This window comes from Xanthomonas cissicola, assembly GCF_008801575.1.
GTDB lineage: Bacteria > Pseudomonadota > Gammaproteobacteria > Xanthomonadales > Xanthomonadaceae > Xanthomonas > Xanthomonas cissicola.
The window spans coordinates 61577-87116 of sequence record NZ_VZPL01000002.1 but is presented as its reverse complement, the minus strand read 5'-3'; the positions used below and the strand labels follow the sequence as shown (position 1 = coordinate 87116).

21 protein-coding genes and 1 other RNA gene are annotated in these 25540 nt (G+C 65.9%); 13 read left to right on the top strand and 9 right to left on the bottom strand.

Annotated elements, in window-relative coordinates; translation table 11 throughout:
* The first annotated feature begins 16 nt into the window (after positions 1-16).
* Positions 17-739 (top strand): pseudouridine synthase, encoded by a 723-nt coding sequence (locus tag F7R02_RS01315; RefSeq protein ID WP_003487569.1) that lies wholly within the window; start codon positions 17-19, stop codon positions 737-739.
* 207 nt (positions 740-946) lie between these two features.
* Positions 947-2074 carry a GGDEF domain-containing protein gene (locus F7R02_RS01310; RefSeq protein WP_078591159.1) on the top strand — a complete coding sequence of 376 codons (1128 nt, stop codon included), beginning with the start codon at positions 947-949 and terminating at the stop codon, positions 2072-2074.
* 163 nt (positions 2075-2237) lie between these two features.
* Here the strand turns inward: F7R02_RS01310 and F7R02_RS01305 are convergent, their stop codons facing one another.
* Positions 2238-3185 (bottom strand): DMT family transporter, encoded by a 948-nt coding sequence (locus F7R02_RS01305; RefSeq protein ID WP_078591160.1) that lies wholly within the window; start codon positions 3183-3185, stop codon positions 2238-2240.
* A gap of 401 nt (positions 3186-3586) precedes the next feature.
* A complete protein-coding gene (locus tag F7R02_RS01300; protein ID WP_078591161.1) occupies positions 3587-4420 on the bottom strand; it encodes a DUF72 domain-containing protein in 834 nt (277 codons plus the stop codon).
* Positions 4421-5011: 591 nt separating this feature from the next.
* Here F7R02_RS01300 and rraA point away from each other — a divergent pair.
* From rraA to F7R02_RS01280, 3 genes are all read left to right on the top strand, one after another.
* On the top strand, positions 5012-5512 hold the full coding sequence (gene rraA / locus F7R02_RS01290; protein WP_078591200.1) for a ribonuclease E activity regulator RraA: 501 nt from the start codon (positions 5012-5014) through the stop codon (positions 5510-5512).
* 22 nt (positions 5513-5534) lie between these two features.
* A complete protein-coding gene (locus F7R02_RS01285; RefSeq protein ID WP_170912737.1) occupies positions 5535-7130 on the top strand; it encodes a serine hydrolase in 1596 nt (531 codons plus the stop codon).
* Positions 7131-7275: 145 nt separating this feature from the next.
* Complete coding sequence (locus F7R02_RS01280) at positions 7276-8541, top strand: cation:proton antiporter (protein WP_078591162.1); 1266 nt, start codon at positions 7276-7278, stop codon at positions 8539-8541.
* A 64-nt stretch (positions 8542-8605) separates the two neighbouring features.
* On the opposite strand, the gene F7R02_RS01275 is transcribed toward F7R02_RS01280, so the two are convergent.
* Together F7R02_RS01275 and F7R02_RS01270 are read right to left on the bottom strand one after the other, a co-directional pair.
* Positions 8606-9799, bottom strand: a complete 1194-nt coding sequence (locus F7R02_RS01275) for a sensor histidine kinase (protein ID WP_078591163.1) — start codon at positions 9797-9799, stop codon at positions 8606-8608.
* On the bottom strand, positions 9796-10485 hold the full coding sequence (locus tag F7R02_RS01270) for a response regulator (RefSeq protein WP_005912893.1): 690 nt from the start codon (positions 10483-10485) through the stop codon (positions 9796-9798). The genes F7R02_RS01275 and F7R02_RS01270 overlap by 4 nt, the downstream gene beginning before the upstream one ends.
* Before the next feature lie 105 nt (positions 10486-10590).
* Between F7R02_RS01270 and F7R02_RS01265 the strand changes: the two genes are divergently transcribed.
* The 4 genes from F7R02_RS01265 to F7R02_RS01250 are packed head-to-tail and all read left to right on the top strand — an operon-like array spanning position 10591 to position 17101.
* A complete protein-coding gene (locus tag F7R02_RS01265) occupies positions 10591-12060 on the top strand; it encodes an efflux transporter outer membrane subunit (RefSeq protein WP_078591164.1) in 1470 nt (489 codons plus the stop codon).
* Positions 12061-12079: 19 nt separating this feature from the next.
* Positions 12080-12916 (top strand): MipA/OmpV family protein, encoded by an 837-nt coding sequence (locus F7R02_RS01260; protein WP_078591165.1) that lies wholly within the window; start codon positions 12080-12082, stop codon positions 12914-12916.
* A gap of 22 nt (positions 12917-12938) precedes the next feature.
* Positions 12939-14045 (top strand): efflux RND transporter periplasmic adaptor subunit, encoded by a 1107-nt coding sequence (locus F7R02_RS01255; protein ID WP_078591166.1) that lies wholly within the window; start codon positions 12939-12941, stop codon positions 14043-14045.
* Positions 14042-17101, top strand: a complete 3060-nt coding sequence (locus F7R02_RS01250; RefSeq protein ID WP_078591167.1) for an efflux RND transporter permease subunit — start codon at positions 14042-14044, stop codon at positions 17099-17101. Before F7R02_RS01255 ends, F7R02_RS01250 begins: the two co-directional genes overlap by 4 nt.
* A 4-nt stretch (positions 17102-17105) precedes the next feature.
* On the opposite strand, the gene F7R02_RS01245 is transcribed toward F7R02_RS01250, so the two are convergent.
* Positions 17106-17182: non-coding RNA, sX9 sRNA (locus F7R02_RS01245), on the bottom strand.
* Positions 17183-17308: 126 nt separating this feature from the next.
* Between F7R02_RS01245 and F7R02_RS01240 the strand changes: the two genes are divergently transcribed.
* Both F7R02_RS01240 and F7R02_RS01235 read left to right on the top strand, forming a co-directional pair.
* Positions 17309-17905 (top strand): plasmid pRiA4b ORF-3 family protein, encoded by a 597-nt coding sequence (locus F7R02_RS01240; protein WP_033479122.1) that lies wholly within the window; start codon positions 17309-17311, stop codon positions 17903-17905.
* Positions 17906-18075: 170 nt separating this feature from the next.
* On the top strand, positions 18076-19908 hold the full coding sequence (locus F7R02_RS01235) for an ABC transporter ATP-binding protein (RefSeq protein ID WP_078591168.1): 1833 nt from the start codon (positions 18076-18078) through the stop codon (positions 19906-19908).
* Positions 19909-20203: 295 nt separating this feature from the next.
* Here F7R02_RS01235 and F7R02_RS01230 read toward each other — a convergent pair whose 3' ends face one another.
* Positions 20204-22009 carry a DUF885 domain-containing protein gene (locus F7R02_RS01230; protein WP_078591169.1) on the bottom strand — a complete coding sequence of 602 codons (1806 nt, stop codon included), beginning with the start codon at positions 22007-22009 and terminating at the stop codon, positions 20204-20206.
* 335 nt (positions 22010-22344) lie between these two features.
* Here F7R02_RS01230 and F7R02_RS01225 point away from each other — a divergent pair, with 335 nt between their 5' ends.
* On the top strand, positions 22345-22743 hold the full coding sequence (locus F7R02_RS01225) for a GFA family protein (RefSeq protein ID WP_078517863.1): 399 nt from the start codon (positions 22345-22347) through the stop codon (positions 22741-22743).
* The gene (locus F7R02_RS01220; protein ID WP_078567902.1) at positions 22740-23543 is read left to right on the top strand and encodes a DUF4349 domain-containing protein; all 804 of its coding nucleotides are present in this window, start codon (positions 22740-22742) and stop codon (positions 23541-23543) included. The genes F7R02_RS01225 and F7R02_RS01220 overlap by 4 nt, the downstream gene beginning before the upstream one ends.
* Positions 23544-23739: 196 nt before the next feature.
* On the opposite strand, the gene F7R02_RS01215 is transcribed toward F7R02_RS01220, so the two are convergent.
* From F7R02_RS01215 to F7R02_RS01205, 3 genes are all read right to left on the bottom strand, one after another.
* A complete protein-coding gene (locus F7R02_RS01215; protein WP_078591170.1) occupies positions 23740-24033 on the bottom strand; it encodes a hypothetical protein in 294 nt (97 codons plus the stop codon).
* Positions 24034-24111: 78 nt separating this feature from the next.
* The gene (locus tag F7R02_RS01210; protein ID WP_026006913.1) at positions 24112-24345 is read right to left on the bottom strand and encodes a hypothetical protein; all 234 of its coding nucleotides are present in this window, start codon (positions 24343-24345) and stop codon (positions 24112-24114) included.
* 90 nt (positions 24346-24435) lie between these two features.
* Complete coding sequence (locus F7R02_RS01205; RefSeq protein ID WP_003487609.1) at positions 24436-25428, bottom strand: LysR substrate-binding domain-containing protein; 993 nt, start codon at positions 25426-25428, stop codon at positions 24436-24438.
* Positions 25429-25540 lie beyond the last annotated feature (112 nt).

Genomic DNA, 25540 nt, shown 5'->3' with positions numbered 1-25540 from the left:
CGCCGATAATTGGCAGATGACGATCCGACTCAACAAATACATCGCCGAAACCGGCTTTTGCTCACGCCGCGAGGCCGATCGTCTGATCGGCGAACGCAGGGTCACCGTCAATGGCGTGCCCGCCGGCACCGGCGCGGTGGTCGGCGAGGAAGATACCGTGCTGGTGGATGGCCAGCCGCTACGCATACGCGAGGCCAAGAAGCTCGGTGGTCGCAAGCACGTCTACATCGCGCTCAACAAACCGGTGGGCATCACCTGCACCACCGAGAGTTCGGTCAAGGGAAATATCGTCGAATTCGTCGGTCACGAGCAGCGCATCTTCCCGATCGGCCGGCTCGACAAGGACTCCGAAGGGCTGATCCTGATGACCAGCAACGGCAACATCGTCAACGAGATCCTGCGCGCGGAAAATCGCCACCAGAAGGAATACCTGGTCGCGGTCAACAAGCCGGTCACCGACGAATTCTTGCGCGGCATGGCGCGCGGCGTGCGCATCCACAACGAAACCACGCTGCCGTGCCGCACCGCGCGCATTGCCAAATTCGGCTTCCGCATCGTGCTGGAGCAGGGCCTGAATCGACAGATTCGCCTGATGGCTGCCGAGTTCGGCTACCGGGTGACGCAACTGCGCCGGGTGCGCATCGACAACATCAAGTTGGCTGCGCTCAAGCCGGGGCAGTGGCGCAACCTCAGCGATGCGGAATTGCGCGGGCTGCTGCCGCAACGCACCGATTGGTAAGCGCCTGTGCCGGGCCGACTGCATCGCTGTTAGGCCAGCACAGCCGGCCTTTCGGACACGGCACATGCCCCCGCTGCAGTGCCGTGCTGCCGCGCCCAACGGGCAACGCCGTGCCGGGCGTTTGCGCCCGCTCTATGGATCACGCTTCGAAACATCCGATGCCGGCCAGGGCGGCGCTTGCGGTGCTGCAGAGTGGGGGGCCGCCCGATGGTGGCACTGGCTGGGCTCCGGCATACTTTCACAGATAACAGCCAGGGGGCGGCAGTGATCAAACCGGAATTGCCGAGCAACGAGGCCGAGCGGCTGGCCGCGCTGCGCCAGTACGACGTGCTGGATTCGCCGGCCGAACGGGCATTCGACGACCTGACCATGATTGCCTCCACGCTGTGCGAGACGCAGATGGCGGCGGTGGTGCTGGTGGACGAAGACCGGCAGTGGTTCAAGTCTGCGCACGGTGCGCCGCGCAGCGAAGCACCGCGCGATATCTCGTTCTGCGCGCACGCGATCCTGCGCCCGGACGAAGTGCTGATGGTGGACGACACCTTGCTGGACCCACGCTTTCACGATAATCCGATGGTGGTGGGCAGCGGCGGGGTGCGCTTCTACGCCGGCGCGCCGCTGGTGACCAGCCAGGGCATGGCGCTGGGTTCGCTGTGCGTGTTCGACCAGGCCCCGGCGCATCTGCGCGAAGACCAGCGCGAGGCCTTGCAGGCATTGTCGCGGCAGGCCTCGCAGCTGCTTGAGTTGCGGCTGGCCGGCCGGCAGTTGCGCCAGCAGCTGCACGAGCGCGAATGGTACGAACAGCAGATGGCCGGCTATTACGCGCAGATGGATGCGTTGCACGCCGACCTGGTCGAACAGACCCGCACCGATCCCTTGACCGGCCTGCCCAACCGGCGTGCGTTCGCGGTGGCATTGGCGGCGGCCACCGAACAGACGCGCGCGGTGGGCCAACCGCTGTCGGTCGCGCTGCTGGACGTGGACCATTTCAAGACCGTCAACGATGTGCATGGGCACGATCAGGGCGATGCCGTGCTGCGCGAACTGTCTACCCTGCTGCGTGCGCATATGGCCGGTGCCGGCACCATCGCCCGTTATGGCGGCGAGGAATTCGTGTTGCTGCTGCCCAATGCGAATCTGCTGCAGGCACGCGTGCAATGCGAATACCTGCGCCAGAGCGTGGCGGCGATGACGATCGCGCTGCCGGTGACGGTGAGTATCGGTGTGGCGACCTTGTACCCGCAGGAAAGCGTGGAGGCGTTGATCAAGCGCGCCGACCAGGCCCTGTATGCGGCCAAGCGCGGCGGGCGCGATCAGGTGGTTGCGCTGGAGTAGGGTGGGCGTGGTTGCGCGCCTGCCGATGCAGGTGGCCTGGCAAGCGCATGGAACGTCGATTGCTGCGCGCCGGGATGCTGACGCCGCGCGATGCCGCTTGAACATCGGCGTGCTTCAACGCAACGGTCGCTGTGGAGAAGCGTGGTCTTGCAGCGCCGTGCAATCAGTCGACGATATTCTTCGCCTCGGCTGTGCCGAGCAATTCCGGGTGCGCAGCGGTGCGCCGACGCTCCAGGACCGGATGCAGGAACACCGCGCCGAGAATGATCGCCACGCCGAGATAGAACTGCAGGGTCAGTTCGCGTTGTTCGCCCAGCAGCGCGATCGCCAGCACGATGGCGTAGACCGGTTCGAGATTGGTCACCAGTTGCACCGAATAGGCGCTCAGATGCCGCAACGCCACCAGCGCCAGCGCGAAGGGCAGCAAGGTGCAGGCCAGCGATAACGCCAGCAGCAACACGCCATCGTGCAGGCTGGGCACCACCAGCAGATCGCCATGCAACGCCGGCAGCAGCAGCGGCATCGCCGGTGCAAGCAGGGTCAGGGTCAACGTGCCGGCGCCCAGTTCCAGCGCGGTGACGGTGAGCGGGTCGGCATGCGCCACCATGCGCTTGTTGAGCGAGCCGAATAGCCCGACGAACACCGCCGAAATCGCGCCCACCACCACGCCGGCCCGCATGCCGTCCGGCACCCCGCCGACGACCAGCGCCACGCCGGGCAATACGGCCAGCCCGAACAACAACTCGCGCGGACGGAACGGGCGATGCGTGACCAATGGCTCGATCACTGCCGTGAAAACCGGCGCCAGTGCGATACAGGTCGCCGCCACCGACGCATTGGCCAGCTTGATCGCGCCGTAGAAGGTGAGCCAGTGCAAGGCCACCAGCGCGCCGATGCCGCAATAGCCCAGCACCACACGCCCGGACAAGCCGCGCAGCCCGCGCCACACGCGTGGCCACAAGGCCAGTGCCACCACCACGATCAACATGCGCCACCACACCAGCGGCAAAGCCTGCAGCGTGATCAGCTTGCCCAGGATCGCGGTGATGCCCCAAAGCAGGACGCAGAAGTGGATTTGCAGTTGCGCCTTGCGCAGGTCGGTCGTGGGCATGCGCCATTGTCGCCGAAAAGTGCGTGATGTTGCGCTGCGAGGGAAGCGGCGCCAGTGTGCAGCGGCGGGGCGAGGGGATGGCTGACCCGGCTGTCGAGCCGTCATCGCGCGACCCGCCAGCCATCGACCGGCTTACATCACGGCAAGATGGCCGACGAGCGATGCACCGCCTCACGCCGCGATCGATCGCTGCACCTCTTCGATCAACGCTGCGCTCCAGAGACGGCCGCATCGATCGTCGCCGATTGCATGCGCGGACCAAGAGCGGCTCATACAACAGCAACCCGTCGTCAGATGGCTGTGGATGCCGCATGCAGACGCCGAGCGCACGCGTGGAACCTGCCGGGTCCGAGTGCCGGCGGCGCCCGCATCGCGGCTGCGCAGTCGCGTTGCGAACTGCTCTAACGCGCCGACAATTCTTTCAACAGCGCCATCGCCGCCGCCGGGTTGCGTTCTTTCGCCGCACTGATGAAAAACACGAAGACCTCGCGCGGCTGCCGTGCCGGCGCTGTGGAAGCATCCACGTGCGGCAGGTCGGCCGGGTCTTCGCCACGACGCCAGGCCTGGATGCGCTCTGCCCAGCGCGCCAGTGCCGGCGCCGGATACCCCGCAGTCAGGCGCGCCTGGCTGCGCATCAGACGCGCATAAACGAAATCCGTGGAGAGATCGGCGAATGAGGGGTGCTCATCCGAATCGGTAAACACCGTGGCCACGCCATGGCCGCGCACCAATGCGAGCAGCGAGGCATCCACCGCATCGTGGTCGCGGATCTCCAGCACATGGCGCAGCGCACGCGTGCCTGCACGCTTGGGCAGCAACGACAAGAACGCGTCCAGATCGTCGGCCTGCAGCCGGTGCCCTTGTTCGAATTGCCACACCAGTGGGCCAAGGGTATCGCCGAGCTCGACAATGCCGCCGATGAAATCTTCCACCTGCGCCTGGGTGCCAGCCAGCTTGCGCGACTGGGTAATGCGGCGCGGCGCCTTGGCCGAGAACACGAAGCCGGGCGGCACTTCATCGCGCCACTTTGCGTAGGTGGCCGGCTTCTGCGTGCCGTAATAGGTTCCGTTGATCTCGATGGCGGTGACGTGGCGACTTGCGTATTCCAGCTCGCGGCGCTGCACCAGCCCTTCCGGGTAGAACATGCCCGCGCGCCACGGCGCATAGACCCAGCCACCAATGCCGATGTGGATGCCTTCGAGGGCGGGCGGTGCGGAAGCGAACAGATCGGTCATTGCATGGATACTCGCTGGCGAGGTCGTGCACCATTGCGGATGCTTCAGTGGATGCAACGCGCGCCGCCCGATCATAGCCGTGGCGCGCGTTGCGCGATGAGAAGATGCGGTTGCCAATGGGGCGCCGTTGCGCAGTGCAATGGTTGAGCCTGCACGGCGCAACGTTGCATGGCAGTCTGGCGGTCGTCGTGCCAGGGCGTTGCCCCTGCGCGGGTCTGCCGTGTTGGCGTTGCAAACGGCTCGAGGTGGGCTGCGCAAGACGCCAACGGCGCAGCTGCCTCCACCCGCGTCGGCTGCATCACGCGTCTCGATGCCGCAGTTCGGCGCATTCGCAGTGCTTACTTTAAGCCGATGCCCTGGACGCTAGCGCAGCAGCGCATTGGCGGAGACCATGCGCGGCAAGCGCCGCATGGCGTCTGCCTTGCAGCGACCATCACGACACGGCGAACGCAGCGTTGTCCGCGTGCGCGCACCTTCGCTGCGCGTGCGCGCCTGCATGTCGCTTTATCGGGTATCGGTCATCGGTCACCCATCGCCCGCGCGCCGCCACAGCCGGCTACCATGCCAGCTCTGCCGCGCGAGATCGCCCCGATGACCTGGACCACGCCTGATCTGTGTGACCGCTACCCCGACGCGATGATCGCCGAGCCGCTGTTCCGCCACTTCGGCGGGCGCACGGCATTCGCCGGACCGTTGGCCACGGTGCGCTGTTTCGAAGACAACTCGCGGGTGCGCGAGCTGGCCGCAACGCCGGGCGACGGCCGCGTGCTGGTGGTGGACGGGCAGGGCTCGCTGAAGCATGCGCTGCTGGGCGAACAGATCGCGGCCAACGCGGTCGCGAACGGCTGGGCCGGCGTGCTGATTCACGGCTGCGTGCGCGATGTCGAGATTCTTGCCACGTTGCCGCTGGGGGTGCTGGCGCTGGCGGCTTGTCCGCGCCGCACCGAGCGACGCGATCTGGGCGATGTGGATGTGCCGGTGAATTTTGCCGGCGTGCCCTTCGTTCCGGGCCATTGGCTGTACGCCGATGCCAATGGCGTGCTGGTGGCGCCGCAACCGTTGGCGCTGGATGGCGCCGGCGGATCGATCTGACCAATAACCTGAAGGTGATGCAGTGACCTTGAACCGATGGCTGAGTGGGGGCGTGCTGATGGTGGCAAGCTTGGTGACGACAACGCACGCGGCCGAACTCCCCGCCGGCATGCAGCAGTTCGATGCGCAGATGGAACGCGTGCGCAAGCAGTTCGACGTGCCCGGTATTGCGGTGGCCATCGTCAAGGACGGCCAGGTGGTGCTGGAGCGCGGCTATGGCGTGCGCGAGACCGGCAAGCCCGCGCCGGTGCAGGCCGACACGTTGTTTGCGATTGCCTCCAATACCAAGGCGTTCACTGCCGCATCGCTGTCGATTCTGGCCGATGAAGGCAAGCTCTCGCTCGATGACAAGGTCATCGACCATCTGCCGTGGTTCCGCATGTCAGACCCGTATGTGAGCGGGCAGATGCGCATCCGCGATCTGCTGGCGCACCGCAGCGGCCTGAGTCTGGGGGCAGGCGATTTATTGTTCTGGCCCAGCACCAGCTACACCACCGAAGAGGTCGTGCAGCGCCTGGCCAAGGTGCCGCTGAAGGGCGGTTTTCGCGACCGCTATGCGTACGACAACATCCTGTACGCAGTCGCCCAGAAGGTGATCGAGCAGGTCTCCGGGCAGAGTTACGCGGCATTTCTGCAGCAACGCATCTTCGACCCGGTGGGCATGCGCGGCACGCGCTTCAACGCCGACCATCTGCAGCCCGGCGATCACGCCGCAGTCGGGCATGCCAAGTACGACTTTACCGAGCTGCGCACGGTGGCGCCGCTGACCTGGTCCAACAACTCCGGCGCCGGCGGCATCTATTCCAGCGTGCACGACATGGCGCTGTGGATGAATGTGCAACTGGCCGGCGGCATCCTGCCCGATGGCAAACCCCTGTTCAGCGCCAAGCGTCAGCAGGAAATGTGGTCGATGATCACGCCGATCCCGATCGGCGAGGTGCAGGTGCCCGAGCTTGCCGCGGCGCGGCCGAACTTCGCCGGCTACGGTGAGGGCTGGAGCCTGAGCGATTACCGCGGCCATCGCATGGTCTGGCACACCGGCGGCTGGCCCGGCATGGTGTCGCGCCTGACGCTGCTGCCGGATCAGAAGCTGGGTGTGGTGGTGTTGACCAATCAGGAGGTGGGCGCAGCGTTCAATGCGGTGACCTTCCAGGTGCTGGATGCGTTCTTGCAGGTGCCGTCCACCGATTGGACCGCCGCTTACGCCAAGCTGGTGGAGAAGGCCGATAGCGATGCGGACGCGAGTTGGAACAAGCACCAGGACGCGCGTGCGTCGCGGTCCACGCCGTCGTTGCCGCTGCGCAGTTACGCGGCCACCTATCGCGACCCCTGGTATGGCGATGTGGCGATTGTGCAGGACGGCAAGCGGCTGCGCCTGCAGTTCGCCAAGACCGCCCAGTTGGTGGGCACGCTGGAGCATTGGCAGCACGACAGCTTCATCGTGCGCTGGGACGACCGCTCCTTGAATGCCGATGCCTTCGTCAATTTCGCGCTGACCCCGGATGGCGCGGTGCGCGAGATGCGCATGGAGCCGATTTCGCCGTTGACCGATTTCAGCTTCGATTTCCAGGACCTGGTGCTGACGCCGGTGCCGATGCCGACCGCTGCGGGCAAATGATGCAGGCAAGCGCGGATGACCTTCGCGCTGCGCCTGGCGGGCCCAAGCGCGCAGATGGGCTTGGATCGCCACGGCAGCCGCACGCTATCGAAGTGCGGCAGCTCCGGTTACGATCTGCGCACTTTTCAGGGATGTTGCCGCACGCATGACCACTCCGCAGATGTCGGTGTACTTCTTTTTGCAGGCGGCCGCGATTTTGTTGGTATGCCGGCTGGTCGGCATGCTGGCCAAGCGCCTCGGGCAACCGCAGGTGGTGGGGGAAATGATTGCCGGCGTGATGCTGGGGCCCTCGTTGTTCGGCTTGCTGGCGCGGGGCGCGCAGGCGGCCCTGTTCCCCAAGCAGACCTTGGACGTGCTGTATGTGTTCGCGCAGTTCGGCGTGGGCCTGTACATGTTCCTGGTCGGAACCGATTTCCGCGGCGACCACTTTCGCGCGCGCTATCGCAGCGCCATGAGCGTGTCGATGGCGGGCATCGCGGTGCCGTTCCTGCTGGCGTTTGCCATGTGCCCGTGGTTGATCAACGTGGATGGCCTGTTTTCGGAAAAGGCCAAGCTGACCGAAGCGTCGTTGTTCCTGGGCGCGGCGATCGCGATCACCGCCTTTCCGATGCTGGCGCGCATCATCCACGAACGCGGTCTGACCAATAGCCCGTTGGGCACCTTGGCGCTGACCGCTGGCGCGTTCGACGATGCTGCAGCGTGGTGCATTCTGGCCGTGGTGCTGGCCAGTTTCGGCGGTAGTTGGGGCAGTGCCTACCTGGCCATCGGCGGCGGCATCGGCTATGCGGTCTTCATGATTTTCGTCGGCCGGCATCTGCTCAAGCGGCTGGCCGATCATGTGGTGCCAGGCCAGCCGCTGAGCAACAGTGTCCTGGCGGTGGTGCTGATCCTGTTCTGCACCAGCGCCTGGGCGATGGATGCGATCGGCATCCATGCAGTGTTCGGCGGTTTCCTGCTCGGTGTCTGCCTGCCCAGGGGCGCATTGACCGAGAAGCTGCGCGAGATGCTGCAGCCATTCGTCGTGGTGCTGTTGCTGCCGATGTTCTTCACCTACTCGGGCTTGAAAACCCAGCTCAGCGTGTTGCTGCAGCCGCAGATCATGCTGGCCGGCGTGGCGATCCTGGCCGCATCGTTCATCGGCAAGGGCGTGGCCTGCTGGGCCGCGGCGCGTGCCACCGGCGAGAACAACCGCGACGCCATGGCGATCGGTTCGCTGATGAATGCACGCGGGTTGATGGAGCTGATCATCATCAACATCGGCTTGCAGGCGGGTGTAATCGAGCAGGGCCTGTTCTCGGTGCTGGTGCTGATGGCGATCCTGTCCACGCTGATGGCCACGCCGTTGTTCAACTGGATCATGCGCCGCCACGCCCATGTGAGCGACGCGGTGCCGAGCCTGCAGTCGCGGTGATCGGTTGCGCAACTGCCCGCAGGTGCGGGCAGTCGCGCTGGCGTGCGCGTGGCCGGGCGTTGCGTCAATGCCCCAGCGGTAACTGCACGCTGGCCAGCAGGCCACCGCCGGGGCGATTGCTGACGACCAGTTGGCCATCGTGCGCCTGACAGATGGCCGAGGCGATCGCCAGGCCCAGGCCACTGCCGCCGGAATGCCGCGCGCGCGAGCTGTCGGCGCGCCAGAAGCGGTCCAGCAGGTGCGGCAATTGCGCGGGCGCCACGCCGGGGCCGCGGTCGCCGACGGTGAGCTGCACGCCGGTGCCATCGCGGCGCACCTCGATCTCCAGCAGCTTGCCGGCGGCGGCGTAGCGCAACGCGTTATCGATCAGGATCGACAGCACCTGGCCCAGCCGGTGCCGGTCGGCATGCAGGCGCAGCGCCGGATGCGTGGGGTAGTGGATGGTCATCTGCGCCTCGCGCAGCGCCGGCCCCGCCCATTCGATGCGCTCGGCGACGAGTTCCCGCAGCTCGACGCTTTCCGGCTCCAGCACCAGCTGGCCGGCACGCGCCAGCGACACCAGGTGCAGGTCGCCGATCAGGCGATTGATCTGCTCCAGCTGGCGATGCACCAGCCGCAGTTGCTCGGGTTCGCGCGGGAAGACGTCATCCAGCATGCCTTGCACGCGTCCCATCGCGGCATTGAGCGGGGTGCGCAATTCATGCGCCAGCATCGCGCTGGAGTCGCGTAATTCGCGCTCGTACTGCTGCAGCCTGCCGCTCATCGTATTGAAGTCCTCGGCCAGGGCAGTGAGCTCGTCCGGCGCGCCGCGCACCACTTGTGCGCGTGCGCCGAAATCGCCATCGCTGACCCGGTGCGCCGCGAAAGCCACCTGCGAAAATTGCCGCGACAGCGGCCGCGACGCGAGCAGGCCGCAGAACAGGATGACCGGCACCGAGATGGTCATCATGGCGCCCAGCATCCACCAGTCCGGATTGGCCAGCCCGGGCAGGAAATTTTCGATGTCGTAATAGCGCTGGAACAGCTCCCACAGGCGGGCCTGGTTGGCCCTGGGTTGCTCGATCAGCTGGGAAATCTCGGCACGCGGTTCGGCCGGCACATTGCTCAGGATCAGGCTGTAGCGCAGATTGAAATAGCACCACATGCCGAACGCGATGACCATCATGGTCACCACCGCCAGCGCGCTCATGCGCAGTCCGACCCACCACCACAGGGGCGCCTGGTTGCGCCAGGCATGAAACCGCCGCAGCACGTTCATTGAAAGCGATATCCCACTGCACGCACGGTGACCAGTACACCGGTGATGCCATGCACTTCGAGTTTGCGACGCAGGTTGTGGATGTGCGAATCCACCACCCGTTCCAATGCATCGCTGTCGGGCAGGCAGGCGTCGAGCAGTTCGCTGCGCGTAAAGGCCTTGAATGGGGTCTTGAGCAGCAGCGCGAGCAGGTTGAATTCGGTCGGCGTCAGATCCAGCGCCACGCTGTCGCCGTTTTCGTGTTGCACGCTGGCGACCACGGCGGCCGGATCCACGCTCAGCCGACCGTGCTGCAATGGTTCGCCCGGCGCGCGCACCGCCACGCTGCGGCGTAGCACGGCATGCACGCGCGCCACCACCTCCTTGGGGCTGTACGGCTTGACCACGTAATCGTCGGCGCCGTAGCGCAGGGCGCCGAGCTTTTCCGGCTCATCGCCAATGGCGGTGACCATGATCACCGGCGTGTCGCCGGCGCGGCGGATCGTCGACAGCACCTCGATGCCGCTGAGCTTGGGCAGCATCACGTCCAGCAGCACCAGATCCGGTGCCCATTGCCGGTGCAGCTGGATGGCGCGTTCGCCATCGCCGGCCACCGCCACATCGAAGCCGTCGCGGCGGAGATAGGCCTCCAGAATGCTGGCGCTATCGCTGTCGTCTTCCACCAGCAGAACCTTTTTGCCTGTCATGGCGTGTTGCCCTGTCGTCTCGATCAAATCTGGATAATTCCCGAAAACAACCTGGACGCTGCGGGTCGAGGATGTCGGTCGAGATTGGCTCTGTGCTCCGACATCATGATTCCACAAATTATTCCGCATCGTTGGTCTTGCCTGTGCCTGGTCGCCGCCAGTGCGGTGCTGGCGGCTGGCTGCTCGCTGACACCGGCCTACCAGCGCCCGGTGGTCAGCGTACCGGCCACCTTCGGCAGCCCGCAGGCGGCATCCGCACCGGCATCCGGTCAGCCCGACGCCAATGCGACCGCCGCCGTCGCTCTGAACGCGCAAGAGCGCGCGTTTCTGCAGGCCTTCGCGCCAGACCGCGACCTGCGGCCCCTGATCGAACGTGCCTTGGCACACAACGGCGATTTCCGCCGTGCGGCGTTGCAGGTAGAACAGGCGCGTGCGCAGTACGGCATCGCGCAGGCGTCGCGCCTGCCGACGCTCGCCGTTGGCGCACAGCAGCTGCGGCAACATTTCGACAACCCGACGCTGGATGCGCGGTACCAGCAGGATCTGGTGATTGCCAATGCGGGGATCGGCAATGTCGAAGTGGACTTTTTCGGCAAGCTGCAGGCGATGTCCGAGGCCGCACGCCAGCGCTACCTGGCCAGTACCTATGGCCGCGACGCGGCGCGTGGCGCCCTGATTGCAGAGGTACTGCGCGCCTACACCGCCGAGCGTGCCACGGCGCAGGCGCTGCAACAGCTGCAATCGCTGGATGCCGACAGCGCTGCGTTGCTTGCCGTTGCCGAGCGGCAATATCAGGTAGGGCTGATTGCGCGCGACGAGCGCGATGCGCAGCGGCGCCAGGCCGACCAGGCCCATGTGACGGCCCTGCAGGGCAACGACAACCACGCTGCGGCGGTGCGTGCGCTGCAGTTGCTGGCCGGCTACGACAGCACTCCGGTACCCGGCGATCTGCAGGGTCTGATCGCCGCTGATACGCCTGCCAGTGCGTGGCGCGCCCTGGATTCGTCGCTGTTGCTGCAACGCCCGGACATCCAGCAGGCCGAGCTGGAGTTGCGCGCGGCCAATGCCGACATCGGTGCGGCGCGCGCGGCGTTTTTTTCGTCGATCACCTTGAGCAGCAGCGTGGGTACTGCCAGCGACGGATTGAACGGCTTGTTTTCTGCAGGCCATGGTGTGTGGAGCTTCATGCCGCAGCTGAACTTGCCGTTGTTCGATGGCGGCCGCAATCGCGCCAATCTGGATCTGGCGCAGGTGCGCGAACGCGCCGATGTCGTTGCCTACGAACAGGCAATCGAAGCTGCATTCCGCGAGGTCGCCAACGCGCTCGACGCCCACGCCACCTTGTCGCAGGCCGAACCGCGCTCGCGCGAGCAGGTCGAACGCGAGCAACTGCGTCTTGCGCGAATGCATGAACGCGTGGATGCCGGTCTGGAAGACCGCAGCGCGCTGCTGGCCGAGCGGACCCGCATCGCTCAGACCGAACTCGATTACCTGGATACCGCACGCCAACGCGTGCTGAGCCGTATTGCGCTGTTTCAGGCGTTCTATGGCGTGCGCCTGCCCACCGCTTCCTGACTTCCGACGGAGACCTTCGATGAACGTATCGTCCTTCAATCGCCTGCGTGGCAACCATGCCGTTCGCGCCGGCGTCCTTGCCTGCATGAGCGCCATTCCGTGCGTCGCGCACGCACAAACCGATCTGACCGGGAGTTCGCGCCTGCTGGGAGACCGCACTGAAATCACGGCAGGCGCCGCAGCGGTTGCCACGCCGGAGTATGCCGGCGCCGAGCGCGCGCGCGTGCAATTCAACCCGGTGCTGGTGGTGCAGCGCGGCGTGCTGTTCTTCGACACCTCCCGCGGCGGCGGCCTGCAATTCCAGAGCAAGTTCGGTTTCTACATATCGCAATCGCTGTATTACGACCTGGGACGGCTGCAAAGCGACAGCAACTGGCGGCCGGGCTCGCGCCTGCTGGCCGGCATGGGCGATGTGCCTGGCTCGGTGACGTCGCGCACGCTGGTGATGCAGCAAGTGACGCCCTACATGAACGTCAATGCGGAGGCGGAATTCACGCTCAAGGATGCTGCGCGCCGCAACCGCTATCGCGCCGGGATGGAGTTCACCCTGCTGCATAGCGCCAACGACACGGTCACCCTGGACCTGGACGTGCATGGCGGCGACCGCCGCTTCAATCAGGCTTACTTCGGCGTCAGCGATGCGCAAGCCGCGCGCACCCGCTTTGCCGCCTTCAATGCCGGGTCCGGTGCGTATGCCGCCGCGGTAGGTGGCAGCTGGACGCACTCGCTGGGCGAGCACTGGGCCACCACGGTGGGGGTCACCGGAACGCGCTACCTGGACAACGCCGAAGACAGCCCGCTGGTGGCACGCCGCAGCGTGGTGAGCGGCAATCTCGCATTGACCTACAGCCGCTGAGCGGCATACACCGGGGGATCGAATGATGACGATGTTTTATCGCGGCCTGGTGTGCGGCACATTGCTGCTGGGACTGGCCGCATGCAGTGGGCCGGATGCGCCGGCCACCGAGACACCGCGCGCGGTGAAGCTGGAGCGCTTCGGCAAAGGGAGCGATAACCCGCTGCAGGTGCCGTCGCTGGTGCGCCAGGAACAACGCGCCGAGCTGGGGTTCGAAGGGGCAGGCCGTCTGTCGGCAGTGCTGGTGGAGGTCGGCGACCGGGTGACCCGCGGGCAACTGCTGGCACGGCTGGACGATGAACCGCTGCGCCTGCACGAACAGCAGGCCGATGCCAACGTGCGCGCGGCACTGGCGCAGTCCGGCGAACGGCAGCTGCAATTGCGCCAGCAACAGGCAATGTTCGATGACGGTGCCAGTTCCAACGCCACCTTGACTGCCGCGCGCGCGGCTGCAGATGCGGCCGCCGCGCAGCTGCAGGTGGCCAGGGCCGACCTGGCCATGGCGCGCCGCGGCATGCGTCTGGGCGAGCTCCGCGCGCCCTTCGATGGCAGCGTGGTGGCGCGCCTGCAACAACCGCAGGCCGATGTGGCGGCAGGGCAGACGGTGCTGCAGGTGGAAGGGCAGGGCCATGTGCAACTGGTCGCCACGCTGCCGGCAACTGCCGGTGCCGGTCTGGTGCCAGGGCAAACCGTGCATGCCCGCGTGGTGGATGCGGGCGACGCGCCGGTCGAACTGCGTCTGCGCAGTCTTTCCAGCCGCCTGGACAATGCCACGACGGTACAGGCCTTGCTGGAACCGTTCGGCGCCGCGCCTTCGCTGCGCAGCGGCGACAGCGTGATGCTGACGCTGCCGACGCCTGCCGCTTCCACGCCGAGTGTGCCGTTGTCGGCGGTATTGCCCCGGCTCAACCGGCAACAGGCCAGCGTGTTCGTTTACCAGCCGGCAACGCGGGCCGTGATCGAACGCGCGGTCGACCTGGGAACGATCGTCGGCGAGCGCGTGCAGATTCTGCGCGGGCTGCGTGCAGGCGAGCAGGTGGTGAGCGCCGGCGTGGGCTTCTTGGTGAACGGCCAGCCGGTGACGCCACTGCAGGCGCAGACGCAGTTGAGCGGAGGTCGCACGCCATGAAGCTGACCCAGATGGCGATGCGCTCGAGCCGCCTGACATTGTTTGCCGCAGCGATGATCCTGATCGGCGGCATCGTGGCGTTTCTCGGTTTCCCATCGCAGGAAGAACCGTCGGTGACCGTGCGCGACACGCTGGTGTCGGTGGCCTATCCGGGCATGCCCAGCGAACAGGTGGAGAACCTGCTGGCGCGACCGGTGGAGGAGCGTTTGCGCGAGCTGGCCGGCATCAAGCGCATCGTCACCACGGTGCATCCGGGCAGCGCGATCGTGCAGCTGACCGCCTATGACGATGTGCAGGATCTGCCGGCGCTCTGGCAGCGCGTGCGCGCCAAGGCCGCAGAGGCCGGCGCGCAATTGCCTGCGGGCACCCTTGGTCCCTTTGTCGACGACGACTTCGGGCGCGTGTCGGTGGCGTCGATCGCGGTGACCGCACCGGGCTTTTCGATGAGCGAAATGCGCGGCCCGTTGCGGCGCATGCGCGAACAGCTGTACGCCCTGCCCGGCGTGGAGCAGGTGAAGTTGTATGGCCTGCAGGACGAATCGGTGTACGTGTCGTTTGACCGTGCGCGGTTGCTGGCGAGCGGCTTGACGCCGTCCAGCGTCATGGCGCAGTTGCGCGCGCAGAATGTGGTGGGTTCCGGTGGGCAGGTCGCGGTGTCCGGGCTGGCGCTGACCGTGGCTACGTCCGGCGAAATCCGCACGCCCGAGCAGTTGCGTGGCGTGTTGCTGAGCGTGCCTGGCGCGCCTGCCGGCGGTGCCCGCGAAGTGACCCTGGGCGAACTGGCACAGGTGCAGGTGATGCCGGCCGACCCGCCGCAAAGCGCGGCCGTGTACCAGGGCCAGCCGGCAGTGGTGGTCTCGGTCTCGATGCAGCCGGGCAGCAATATCGCCGACTTCGGCAAGGCGCTGCGCGCCAAGCTCGACGACACCGCACACGAGCTGCCTGTCGGCTTCACCCAGCACGTGGTGAGCTTCCAGGCCGATGTGGTCGAGCGCGAGATGGGCAAGATGCATCACGTCATGGGCGAGACCATCGTCATCGTCATGGCGGTGGTGATGCTGTTTCTGGGCTGGCGCACCGGGTTGATCGTCGGCGCGATCGTGCCGTTGACCATCTTCGCCTCGTTGATCGTCATGCGTGTGCTGAACGTGGAGCTGCAAACGGTCTCGATTGCCGCCATTATTCTTGCGCTGGGCTTGTTGGTGGACAACGGCATCGTGATTGCCGAAGACATCGAGCGCCGTCTGGTGGCCGGCGAGGAACGCCGCCAGGCCTGTATCGATGCGGGCCGGACGTTGGCGACACCCTTGCTGACCTCGTCGTTGGTCATCGTGCTGGCGTTCTCGCCGTTCTTCTTCGGCCAGACCAGCACCAACGAATATCTGCGCTCGCTGGCCACCGTGCTCGGCGTGACGCTGCTGGGGTCGTGGTTGCTGAGCATCACGGTGACGCCGCTGCTGTGCATGTACTTCGCCAAGGTGCATGTCACCAAGAACAGCGACGCAGCCGAATCGCGGTTCTATCGCGGCTACCGCCGCGTGATCGAACGCGTGCTGCAGCACAAGCTGCTGTTCATCGGTGCGATGACGGCGATGCTGGCGGTAGCGGTCACGGTGCTGGTGTCCATTCCATACGATTTCCTGCCCAAGTCCGACCGCCTGCAGTTCCAGATGCCGGTGACATTGCAAGCCGGCAGCGATGCACGCCAGACCCTGCGCACGGTGAGTGAACTCAGCCGCTGGTTGGGCGACCGCCACGCCAACCCCGAGGTGGTGGACAGCATCGGGTATGTTGCCGATGGCGGGCCGCGCATCGTGCTGGGCCTGAACCCGCCGCTGCCGGCGGCCAACCAGGCGTACTTCACGGTCAGCGTGCGGCCGGATACCGACATCGATGCGGTGATCGCACGGGTGCGCTCGCATGTGCGTAGCCACTTCCCCGCGCTGCGCGCCGAGCCCAAACGCTTTTCGCTGGGCGCCACCGAAGCCGGGATGGCGGTGTATCGCGTGGTGGGTCCGGACGAGGCGGTCCTGCGCAGCAGCGCTGCTGCGATTGCCAGGGCCTTGCGGGCCGTGCCGGGCACCGTGGACGTGCAGGACGATTGGCAGGCGCGCATTCCGCGCTATGTGGTGCAGGTGGACCAGCTCAAGGCCCGCCGCGCCGGTGTCAGCAGCGAAGACATTGCGCAGGCATTGCAGGGGCGATACAGCGGTGTGGATGCCACGTTGATCCGCGACGATGGCACCGGTGTGCCGGTTGTCGTGCGCGGCAGCACCGACGAGCGTGCCGCCAACGGCAATCCCGCCGATACGTTGGTGTACCCGCAGGCAGGCGGCGCACCGGTACCGTTGGCGGCGGTCGCCACGGTGCTGCGCGACAGCGAGCCGTCGGCGATCCAGCGGCGCAATCTCAGCCGTGCCATCACCGTGACCGCACGCAACCCGCAACTGACCGCGACCGAGATCGTCGAACGGTTGTCGGCGCCAATCGCCGCGCTCAAATTGCCGCCCGGCTACCGCGTGGAGATTGGTGGCGAGCTGGAAGATTCGGCCGAAGCCAATCAGGCCTTGCTGCACTACATGCCGCATGCGCTGGGCGCGATCCTGTTGCTGTTCGTCTGGCAGTTCAACTCGTTCCGCAAGTTGTTCATCGTGCTGTCGGCGGTGCCGTTCGTGTTGATCGGTGCGGCCCTGGCGCTGGTGATGACCGGTTACCCATTCGGCTTCATGGCGACCTTCGGCTTGCTGGCGCTGGCCGGCATCATCGTCAACAACGCGGTGTTGCTGCTGGAGCGCATCGAAGCCGAACTTGCCGATGGCCTGCCGCGCCGCGAAGCGGTGGTGGCTGCCGCGGTCAAACGGTTGCGCCCGATCGTCATGACCAAGCTCACCTGCATCGTTGGCCTGGTGCCGCTGATGCTGTTTGCGGGCCCGCTATGGACGGGCATGGCCATCACCATGATCGGTGGGTTGGCGTTGGGCACGCTGGTGACGCTGGGCCTGATTCCGATCCTGTATGACCTGCTGTTCGGTTTGCGCCTGCGCCGCAGTGCCTGAGCGTGGCGAACAAACCGTGGCGAGCGATGGTCACGCGGGCGTGGCCGGGGCACTCGGAACCGGGATGTACAAGCGGTACATCCCGACCCGGGCACCAGCCGCGCCCGCCTGGCGGTTGCGCTGTTGTTTTATCGCTGATCTAAACAGCGTCTGCATTCGCCTGCCTCGCACGCCATACTGATAACAGGCAGACGAATGCACGACACGATGACCAAGGCAAAAAAGAAATCCGCTCAGCAAGCGCTGCAGTCACCTGCGCCGGTGTATCAACTGCATGTGGCATTGACCGGCAGTGCGCCGCCGATCTGGCGGCGCCTGCTGGTGTCGGGCGCAGTACGCCTGGCCACGCTGCATCGCGTGTTGCAGCCGGTAATGGGCTGGAATGGCGCCCATCCGTACGAGTTCGACTTCGGCGGCGGGCGTTATGGCGAATCCGGGCTGGATGTGCCCGAGCGCCCCCGGCTCAAGCACGCCGGGCGTGTCACGCTGGAAAGCGCGGTGGGCGAACTTAAGGGCTTCGATTACTTCTACGGCGCCGGCCCTGGCTGGCAGCATCGCCTGCAAGTGGAAGCGCTGTTGCCGCCAGATGCGAGTCTGCGCGTAGCGCGCTGCGTGGACGGGGCCCATGCCTGCCCGCCAGATAGCAGTGGCGGTATTGCGGATTATCAGGCGCTGGTGCAGATCATCGCCGACCCGGACCATCCGCAGCATGTGCAGGAATTGGCGACCTTGGGCGGGCGCTTCGAGCCCGGGCATTTCGATCTGGCAGAGGTCAATCGCTTGCTTGCGCGCGTGCGCGAGTGATAGCGGTGGGCGCCTCATGGGCGAAGGCGCTGCAAACCTCGCCTCTTGTTCTCCTCGCCAGGGCTTGACGCCTTGCGTGGCCTGATCAGGCCGCGCGTGCCGACCAGCGCCACTGCGGCTTGACGCCCGATCGGCTAGCCTGAGATCCCGGTGTTTCCGAAGTCTGCGCAATGTTCCGCTGGTTCGAGTCCCTGATCGATATTTTCCCGCCCATCGAGCGGGAGATGCCGCCACGCAGCGTGTGGCGCTTTTATCTGCATTATCTGCGGCCGTTGTGGCCGATCCTGCTGGCCACGTTGATCGCCGGGCTGCTGCTGGCGCTGGTGGAAGTGGCGATGTTCGACTTCCTCGGCCGCATCGTCGACATGCTTGCCGGCAAGCCAGGGCCGGACTTTTTCCGGCAGCATGCGGGCGAACTGACCTGGATGGCGGTGATCACCTTGGTGGCAAGGCCGCTTTTCACCGGCCTGCACAATCTGCTGGTCAACCAGGCGATCGTGCCGGGCCTGAGCAACCGTTCGCGCTGGCTGATGCACAACTACGTGGTGCGCCAGAGCCTGGGTTTCTTCAACAACGATTTTGCCGGGCGCATCGCCAACCGGGTGATGCAGACCGGCACCTCGCTGCGCGAATCGGCCGTGCAGATGGTGGATGCGCTGTGGTACATCGTGGTCTACACCGGCAGTGCACTGTGGTTGTTCGCGCAGGCAGACCCCTGGCTGATGGCGCCGCTGCTGCTCTGGCTGGTGGTGTACGTGGCGCTGATGGCGTTCTTCGTGCCGCGCATGAAGGCGCGCGCATGGGTTGCATCGGACGCGCGCTCCAAGGCGACCGGCCGCATCGTCGATGGCTATACCAATATTTCCACGCTCAAGTTGTTCGCCCATGCCGGCCGCGAACAGGCGTATGTGCGCGATGCCATCGACGAGCTGGCAGTGAAGCACCGCGGGCAGACCCGGGTGACCACCGCCATGGACACCGCCATCGCAGTGGCGAACGGCTTCTTGATCGTGGGGACCTGCGCGCTGGCGCTGTGGCTGTGGAGCCGCGGCCAGATCAGCGTGGGCGCGATCACCCTGGCGACCGGTCTGGTGATCCGTATCCACAACATGTCCGGCTGGATCATGTGGACGGTCAACGGCATTTTCGAGGACATCGGCACCGTGCAGGACGGCATGCAGACCATCTCGCAGCCGGTGCAGGTGCAGGATGCAGCCGATGCGGTGCCGCTGCAGGTAACGCAGGGGCAGGTACGGTTCGAGCACATCCATTTCCATTACGGCAAGCGCGGTGGGGTGATTGCCGGGCTGGACCTGCAAGTGCGTGCCGGCGAGAAGATCGGCCTGGTCGGGCCGTCCGGTGCCGGCAAATCCACCCTGGTCAATGTGTTGCTGCGACTGTACGACCTGGAGCAGGGCCGGATCCTGATCGACGGACAGGACATCACAACCGTGACGCAGGAGAGCCTGCGTGGACAGATCGGCCTGGTGACGCAGGACATCTTGCTATTGCATCGTTCGATCCGCGATAACCTGCTGTACGGGCGGCCGCAGGCCAGCGAGGCGCAACTTCTCGACGCCGTGCGCAAGGCCCGCGCCGACAGCTTCATCGACACGCTGATCGATGGCGAAGGCCGCCGCGGTTTCGATGCGCATGTGGGCGAGCGCGGGGTCAAGCTCTCCGGCGGTCAGCGCCAGCGCATCGCCATTGCGCGGGTGTTGCTGAAGGACGCGCCGATCCTGATTCTGGACGAAGCCACCTCGGCGCTGGATTCGGAAGTGGAGGCCGCCATCCAGGACAGCCTGGACGCGTTGATGGGCAACAAGACCGTGATTGCGATTGCGCATCGTCTTTCGACCATCGCACGGATGGACCGGCTGGTGGTGATGGACGGCGGGCGCATCGTCGAGACAGGCACGCATGCGGAACTGATCGCGCATGGCGGCCTGTATGCGCGGTTGTGGGCGCGGCAGACCGGCGGATTCGTTGCGGCGGATGCGTGACAAAAAAAGCGACGCGTGAGGACACGCGACTGCATTGGTACGGCTTGAAACTTGCCAAGGGAAATCAGCAAGGATCCAAGCCCCTCTCCTGCGGGAGAGGGGTTGGGGTGAGGGTACGGGGCGAAGCCACTCGCAAGGTTGGATGACGCAGCGCTTTTTTGTCGGTTGAATTTGCACAAAGACGGTGCGTCCTCCGTTAGCCACACGAGGCTGCGCCCGCACCCTCATCCGCCCCTGCGGGGTACTTTCTCCCCCATGAAGGGGGGCAATGTCCCAGAAGGAGAAGCGAGCCTGCTCACTCGATCGGCTGATCCAGCATCAGCTCGCGGGCGAAGCGTACCGGCGGGGCGCCGTACGACAGCATCTTGTCGTGATAGGCCTTCAGGTTGAACGTCTCGCCGAGCTTGTCCTGTACCGCCTTGCGCGTGTCCAGATGTTCCTGCACGCCGACGAAGTAGGTCGGGAGCTGCGCGGAGGAGAGCTGCGCACGCACCCACTTGCCTGAGGCTTCGCTTTCCTGCTGGAAGGTGTCGTGGGTCATCAGGTGCATCGCCCTGTCGCGATCCCAGCCGTCCACATGCACGCCCTGGTCGAGAATGGCATTGGCAATGGTGCGCAGGTAGAACTTGAGCTGCACCAGATGGAACAGCGGGTCGTTATCCAGGTAGCCCTGCTCCTGCATCATGCGCTCGGTGTATACCGCCCAGCCTTCGGCGAACATGCCCGAACGCAGCACCGCGCGCAGCGTGGAGGGGAACTTGGCCGAATGCCAGCCTTCCAGGTAGTGCCCCGGCGTGCCCTCATGGATGCTGAGCAGCTGGATCATGCGGGTGTTGTATTCGCGCAGGAACGAATCGACCTGTTTGTCGTTCCAGTCGTCGGGAATCGGCGACACCGCGTAGAACGTCTTCAGGTTCTTGTCGAGCGGGCCGGGCGAATCGCAATACGCAACCGCCACGCCACGCTGGAATTCCGGCATCAGAATGATGTCCACCGGCGAATCGGGCAGCGTCATCAAATCCTTCTGTCGCACGAATTCGGTCGATTGGGCCAGCGCCGCCTTGGCCGCGTCTACGACCTTGTCGCGCGCCGGCTTGTCGGCATACGCCAGTTCCAGGGCCGCTTCGATTGCCGCCTGCTGCTGGTCGTCGTTGGGCGATTCGGGCAACTTGGGCGCGCCGGGCGTGTCCTTGAGCACGGTGCGCGCGATCCGGTACATGTCGCTGCGCACGCGCTTGAGCTCGGATTCGGCACGCTGTTTGATATCGGCACGCGACAGTGACGACAGCAGCGCGAATTTCAGCTTCTGGTCGTATTTTTCCGCACCGATGCGGAAGTCGCCCTTGGCATTGGGCACCAGCACGGTGTCCAGCCAGGTCTGCTGCTCGGCCACTGCCTTGCGCAGGTTGTCGATGGCCGCCTGCGCACGCGCCGCCTCGATCGGGCCAAGCTGGCTGATGTTGGGGGCGATGAAGCTGTCGACGATGCTCAGGATGCCCTTGTTCTGCTTGGCCACCGTTTCGGCATGGATCTTCGGCACGCGCGCCGGATCCAGGTTCTCGCGTGCCTGCGCAAAGATGCTCGGGATCTTTTCCATGCGCTGGGTGGCCGCGGTCAGGCGCTCGGGCAGCGGCGCGAATTCGCGCGCCATCAGGCTGTACAGCGCGCTGCCGGCCAGGCCGTTGTAGACCTGCGGGTCCCAGGCCCAGCTTTGCAGCACCTCGGTGTTCCAGATCTCCGATTGCAGTTGATTGCGCAGAATGGCCGCATCCACCTGGTTCTCGCGCGAGAGCTTGGCTACCTCGATCGCATCCAGGGTGGCCAGCAGCTTCTTGCCCGCGTCCACGCTGCGCTGACGGCCGCCGGCGCTCAGGTCGTCGATCTGCGCATCGAAGCGGTGGTCGCCGGTCTGGGTGGCGGTCACCGGCGACAGCTGCATCCAGGTGTCCAGGGCCTGCTTGGATAATGCGGCAAAGCGCGCATTCGGGGTCTGTGCTTGGTTGGCGGCAGGCGCGGTTGCATCGGCGCGCGGCGATTGGGGCTGTTGCTGGCAGGCGGTGAGGCCGGTGAGCAGGGCGAGGACAAGCAGGCGTTGACGCATCGTGGGTCCTGGTGGAATCAAACCGCCAGCATAGGCATCTGCGCGCGCGGGCGCATCCGCCATTGGTGTAGGGCAGCCAATAAGTCGACGGCGCTCACCGCCAGGCGGGCGTGGCCGAGGCCTGGACCAGCTTGTGCCGCTTGCACCGGGCTTCTGCGCGCCCTCCATGTTCCCTGACAGAGCCTCACGTGTGGGTGGCCGCTCCGATCCTGCCAGCCGTGCAGTGGCGCGATCGCCCGGGGCACACGACGGGTGCACGTTGCGGGCGCGATCCTTCGTACACTCCTGTTCCCGGGCGTCGCCTCGCTACCCAGGCGGCGCGTACACGCAACATCATGCTTGCCACCCGCACGGTGGCCTGTCCCAAGGAGGATCACATGCACTATGCCGGTAGCTGTCATTGCGGACGCATCGCGTTCGATCTGCAGACCGAAGCGCCCATCACCGAGGTCTACGACTGCAACTGTTCGCTGTGTCGCCGCCGCGGCGGTTTGCTCTGGTTCGGCGCGCGTACGCAGCTGCAGCTTCAGGCCGTGCCGCAAGCTCTCGGCAGCTACCGCTTCAATCAGCACCACCTCGGTCACCACGATCGCCCGCAGTGCGGGATCGCGCCCTTCAGCGAGGGCCTCAACCCCAAGACCGGCGCAATGGGCGTCGCGGTCAACGTGCGTTGCCTGCCGGCCCTGGATCTTGCCGGGCTGCAGGTGCATGCAGTCGACGGGGCCAGCCGATGAGCCGCGCCATGCAGCGGTATGCCACGGCCATGCTGCTGGGATGGGCGCTGTGCGGGTGTGCAAAGCATCGCGCAGAGATGGCGGCCGACGGCGGCGCTGCGGCGCCGGCACCGCCCGCCGCGCAGGGCAATGCCTTGGCCTACGAGCACGATGTGCGCATCGAGCTGCCTGCAGACCAGATCGGCCAGCGCATCGCCGCGATACGCACTGCCTGCCAGGGCGCGCAGTTCGGCGATTGCGCCTTGCTGGCGGTCGAGCAGGAAGGCGGGCGCGATCCCAGTGGGCGCGTCAGCGTACGGCTGGCACCGGACGGGATCGAACCCGTGGTGCAGTTGGCCGGCCAGCACGGCGATGTCGCCGCGCGTAGCACCCGGGCCGAAGATCTGGCGCAGCAGATCGCCGACACCAGCCTGGCGCAGGCGCGATTGCAGAAAGAGCATGCGCGCCTGCTGGAATTGCAGCAGCGCCGCGATCTGGCGGTGACCGATCTGCTGGCCTTGTCCAAGCGGCTGGCCGAGATCGAAGCCGAAGCGCAGCAGACCCAGCAGCAGGCCGCGCAGCAGCAACGCCGGGTGCGCACGCAGTTGCTGACGCTCAATTTCCGCAGTACCGGTGGCGCGCAGGGCAGGGGCGAGATCGCAGAAGCCGCCGCCGAGTTCGGCGAGGTATTTTCCAGCAGCGTGGCATTCGTCATCCGCGCGGTGGCGGCGCTGTTGCCGGTGGCTGCGCTCGCACTGATCGCCGGCTGGTTGCTGCTGCAGGCATGGCGCTGGCGCGTACGTCGGCGCCGGATGTCCTGAGGCACCGCAGCTGCGCGGCCCTGCCGTGCAGCTGCGTGGTCATCCAACTTGCCATTGCATGCGGCGTGCGTCGTTGGTGCTGGGTCGCACGTCGCTTGAGAGGCTTGGCGGCATGCCCAGACGCAGCAGGACGCATCACGGCATCACGTGCGATCCAGCGATGCAGCACTGTGGCCGCACGTAGGCTGAGCCCGGCTCAACCTTCGTCGACTTCGTATTCCACAAACACGTCCAGCTGCAGTGCCAGTTCTTGCACCGCGTCGCGGACCTTCTGCGCGGTGGCCTCATTGCCGGCTTCCACTTCGAACTCGTGGCTGCCCGGACCTTCGTCGTCCGACAGGCCTGCCGAGCTGGAATCTTCGTCGTCCAGGTGCGGCATCAGATCGTCCACTTCTTCCACGTGCTCGATGCCGTCGATGCTTTGCAGCAGGTTGGCAATGGCACGCGCGTCGTCGTCGATGCCGGTGATGCGCATGCGGAGGGTAGGCATGGGAATGTCCTGTGGATTGGGGACATCAAGCCTAGGCATCGCGAGGACAAAACGAGGTGATGGTGTGCGTTGCTTGCGTCACGCGGGCTGTGCCGGCCATGCCTGGCTTGTGAGGGGCTCGGCATGCAACGCGCGGCCTACTGCGGCGCGCAGCATCGTCGGCATGACGTCATGGTGATGCGCATGATGGATGTTGCGGCAGCTCACCCGTGTGGCCATGGTCAGCGCGATCTCGTGCGTGCCGACCCGCCGCAATGCAGCCGACGAGCGGAAGCGCAGATGGTTGTCGTCGGCGCCCAGTGCGATCTGCACTTGCTGTCCATCGGCGTCGCTGCGTCGTGCCAGCACCGGGAAGCGGCCGGGATCGCCCCGTTCTTAGCGAAGGCCAGATTGCCGCTTCCTTCATTCCGTTGCCGGTGCTTGCCGCAAACGCCGCCGCGTACGCGGCTCCTGCACGCCTTCGCCCGGCGGCAACGCCACCAATTCGGCAGGCAGTGCCGGCATCGGGGTGCGTTCGTCCTGTGCTTCGCGCTTGAGCCAGTCGATGAACAATGCCGCCGCCGGGCTGAGTTCGCGGTGGCTGGGGTGCACGATGTAGTACGCGTAACGCGCCTTGAGCGTGGGGCCGGGCAGGCGTACCAGTTCGTAACGTTGCAGGTAGGGCTGGGCGATGTGCTTGCGCGCCAGCACCGCGCCCAGGCCATACACGGCGGCGCGCATCGCGTCGGTGCTGTCGTTGAAGGTATGCATCGGCGGCACGGTGGTGCCGCGGACCTGGGCTGCGCGGAACCAGTCGCGCCAACCCTGCGGCGACATATCGGTCAGTAACGGCAATTGCGCGATCTGCGCCGGCGTGCGCAGTGCAGCCACTTCCGGCAACGACGGCGAGGCCACGGGGAACAGCTCGTCGTCCATCAGATGGTGCGAGGTTAGCCCGGGCCAAGCGCCTTGGCCATAACGAATACCCAGGTCCGGGCCGCCTTCTTCGAAACGCGAAAAGGCCGTATCCGATTGCAGGTCCATGCGGATATGCGGATAGGCGCGGCAAAAGCGCGGCAACCGCGGCAATAACCAGCAGTACGACAACGACCGCAACGTGGTGACCCGAAGTGGAATGGCGTCTTCGCGTGGATGCAGGTTGCCTGCCACCGCAGCGATCTCTGCCAGCGCGGCGGTGGCCGCATCGGCCAGCTGGCGGCCTTCGGCGGTGAGTTTGACGCCGCGCGGTAGCCGCTGGAACAAGGTCGCACCCAGCAGCGCTTCGAGCTTGCGCACATGGTGGCTGACTGCGCTGGCGGTAAGGTGCAGTTCTTCGGCGGCGTGGGCGAAATTCTGGTGGCGGGCGGCAGCGGCGAACACGCCCAACGCGGGCAACAGGGTAGGGCGCAGATTCATCGAGGCATGAGTGAGATTTGTGGCTCGCCCCGATACTACGCGCTTGTCGCGCCCACGGTGGCAACCGATGCTGCGTCATCCCCTCGCGACGATCGTGCCATGTCTCTCAGTC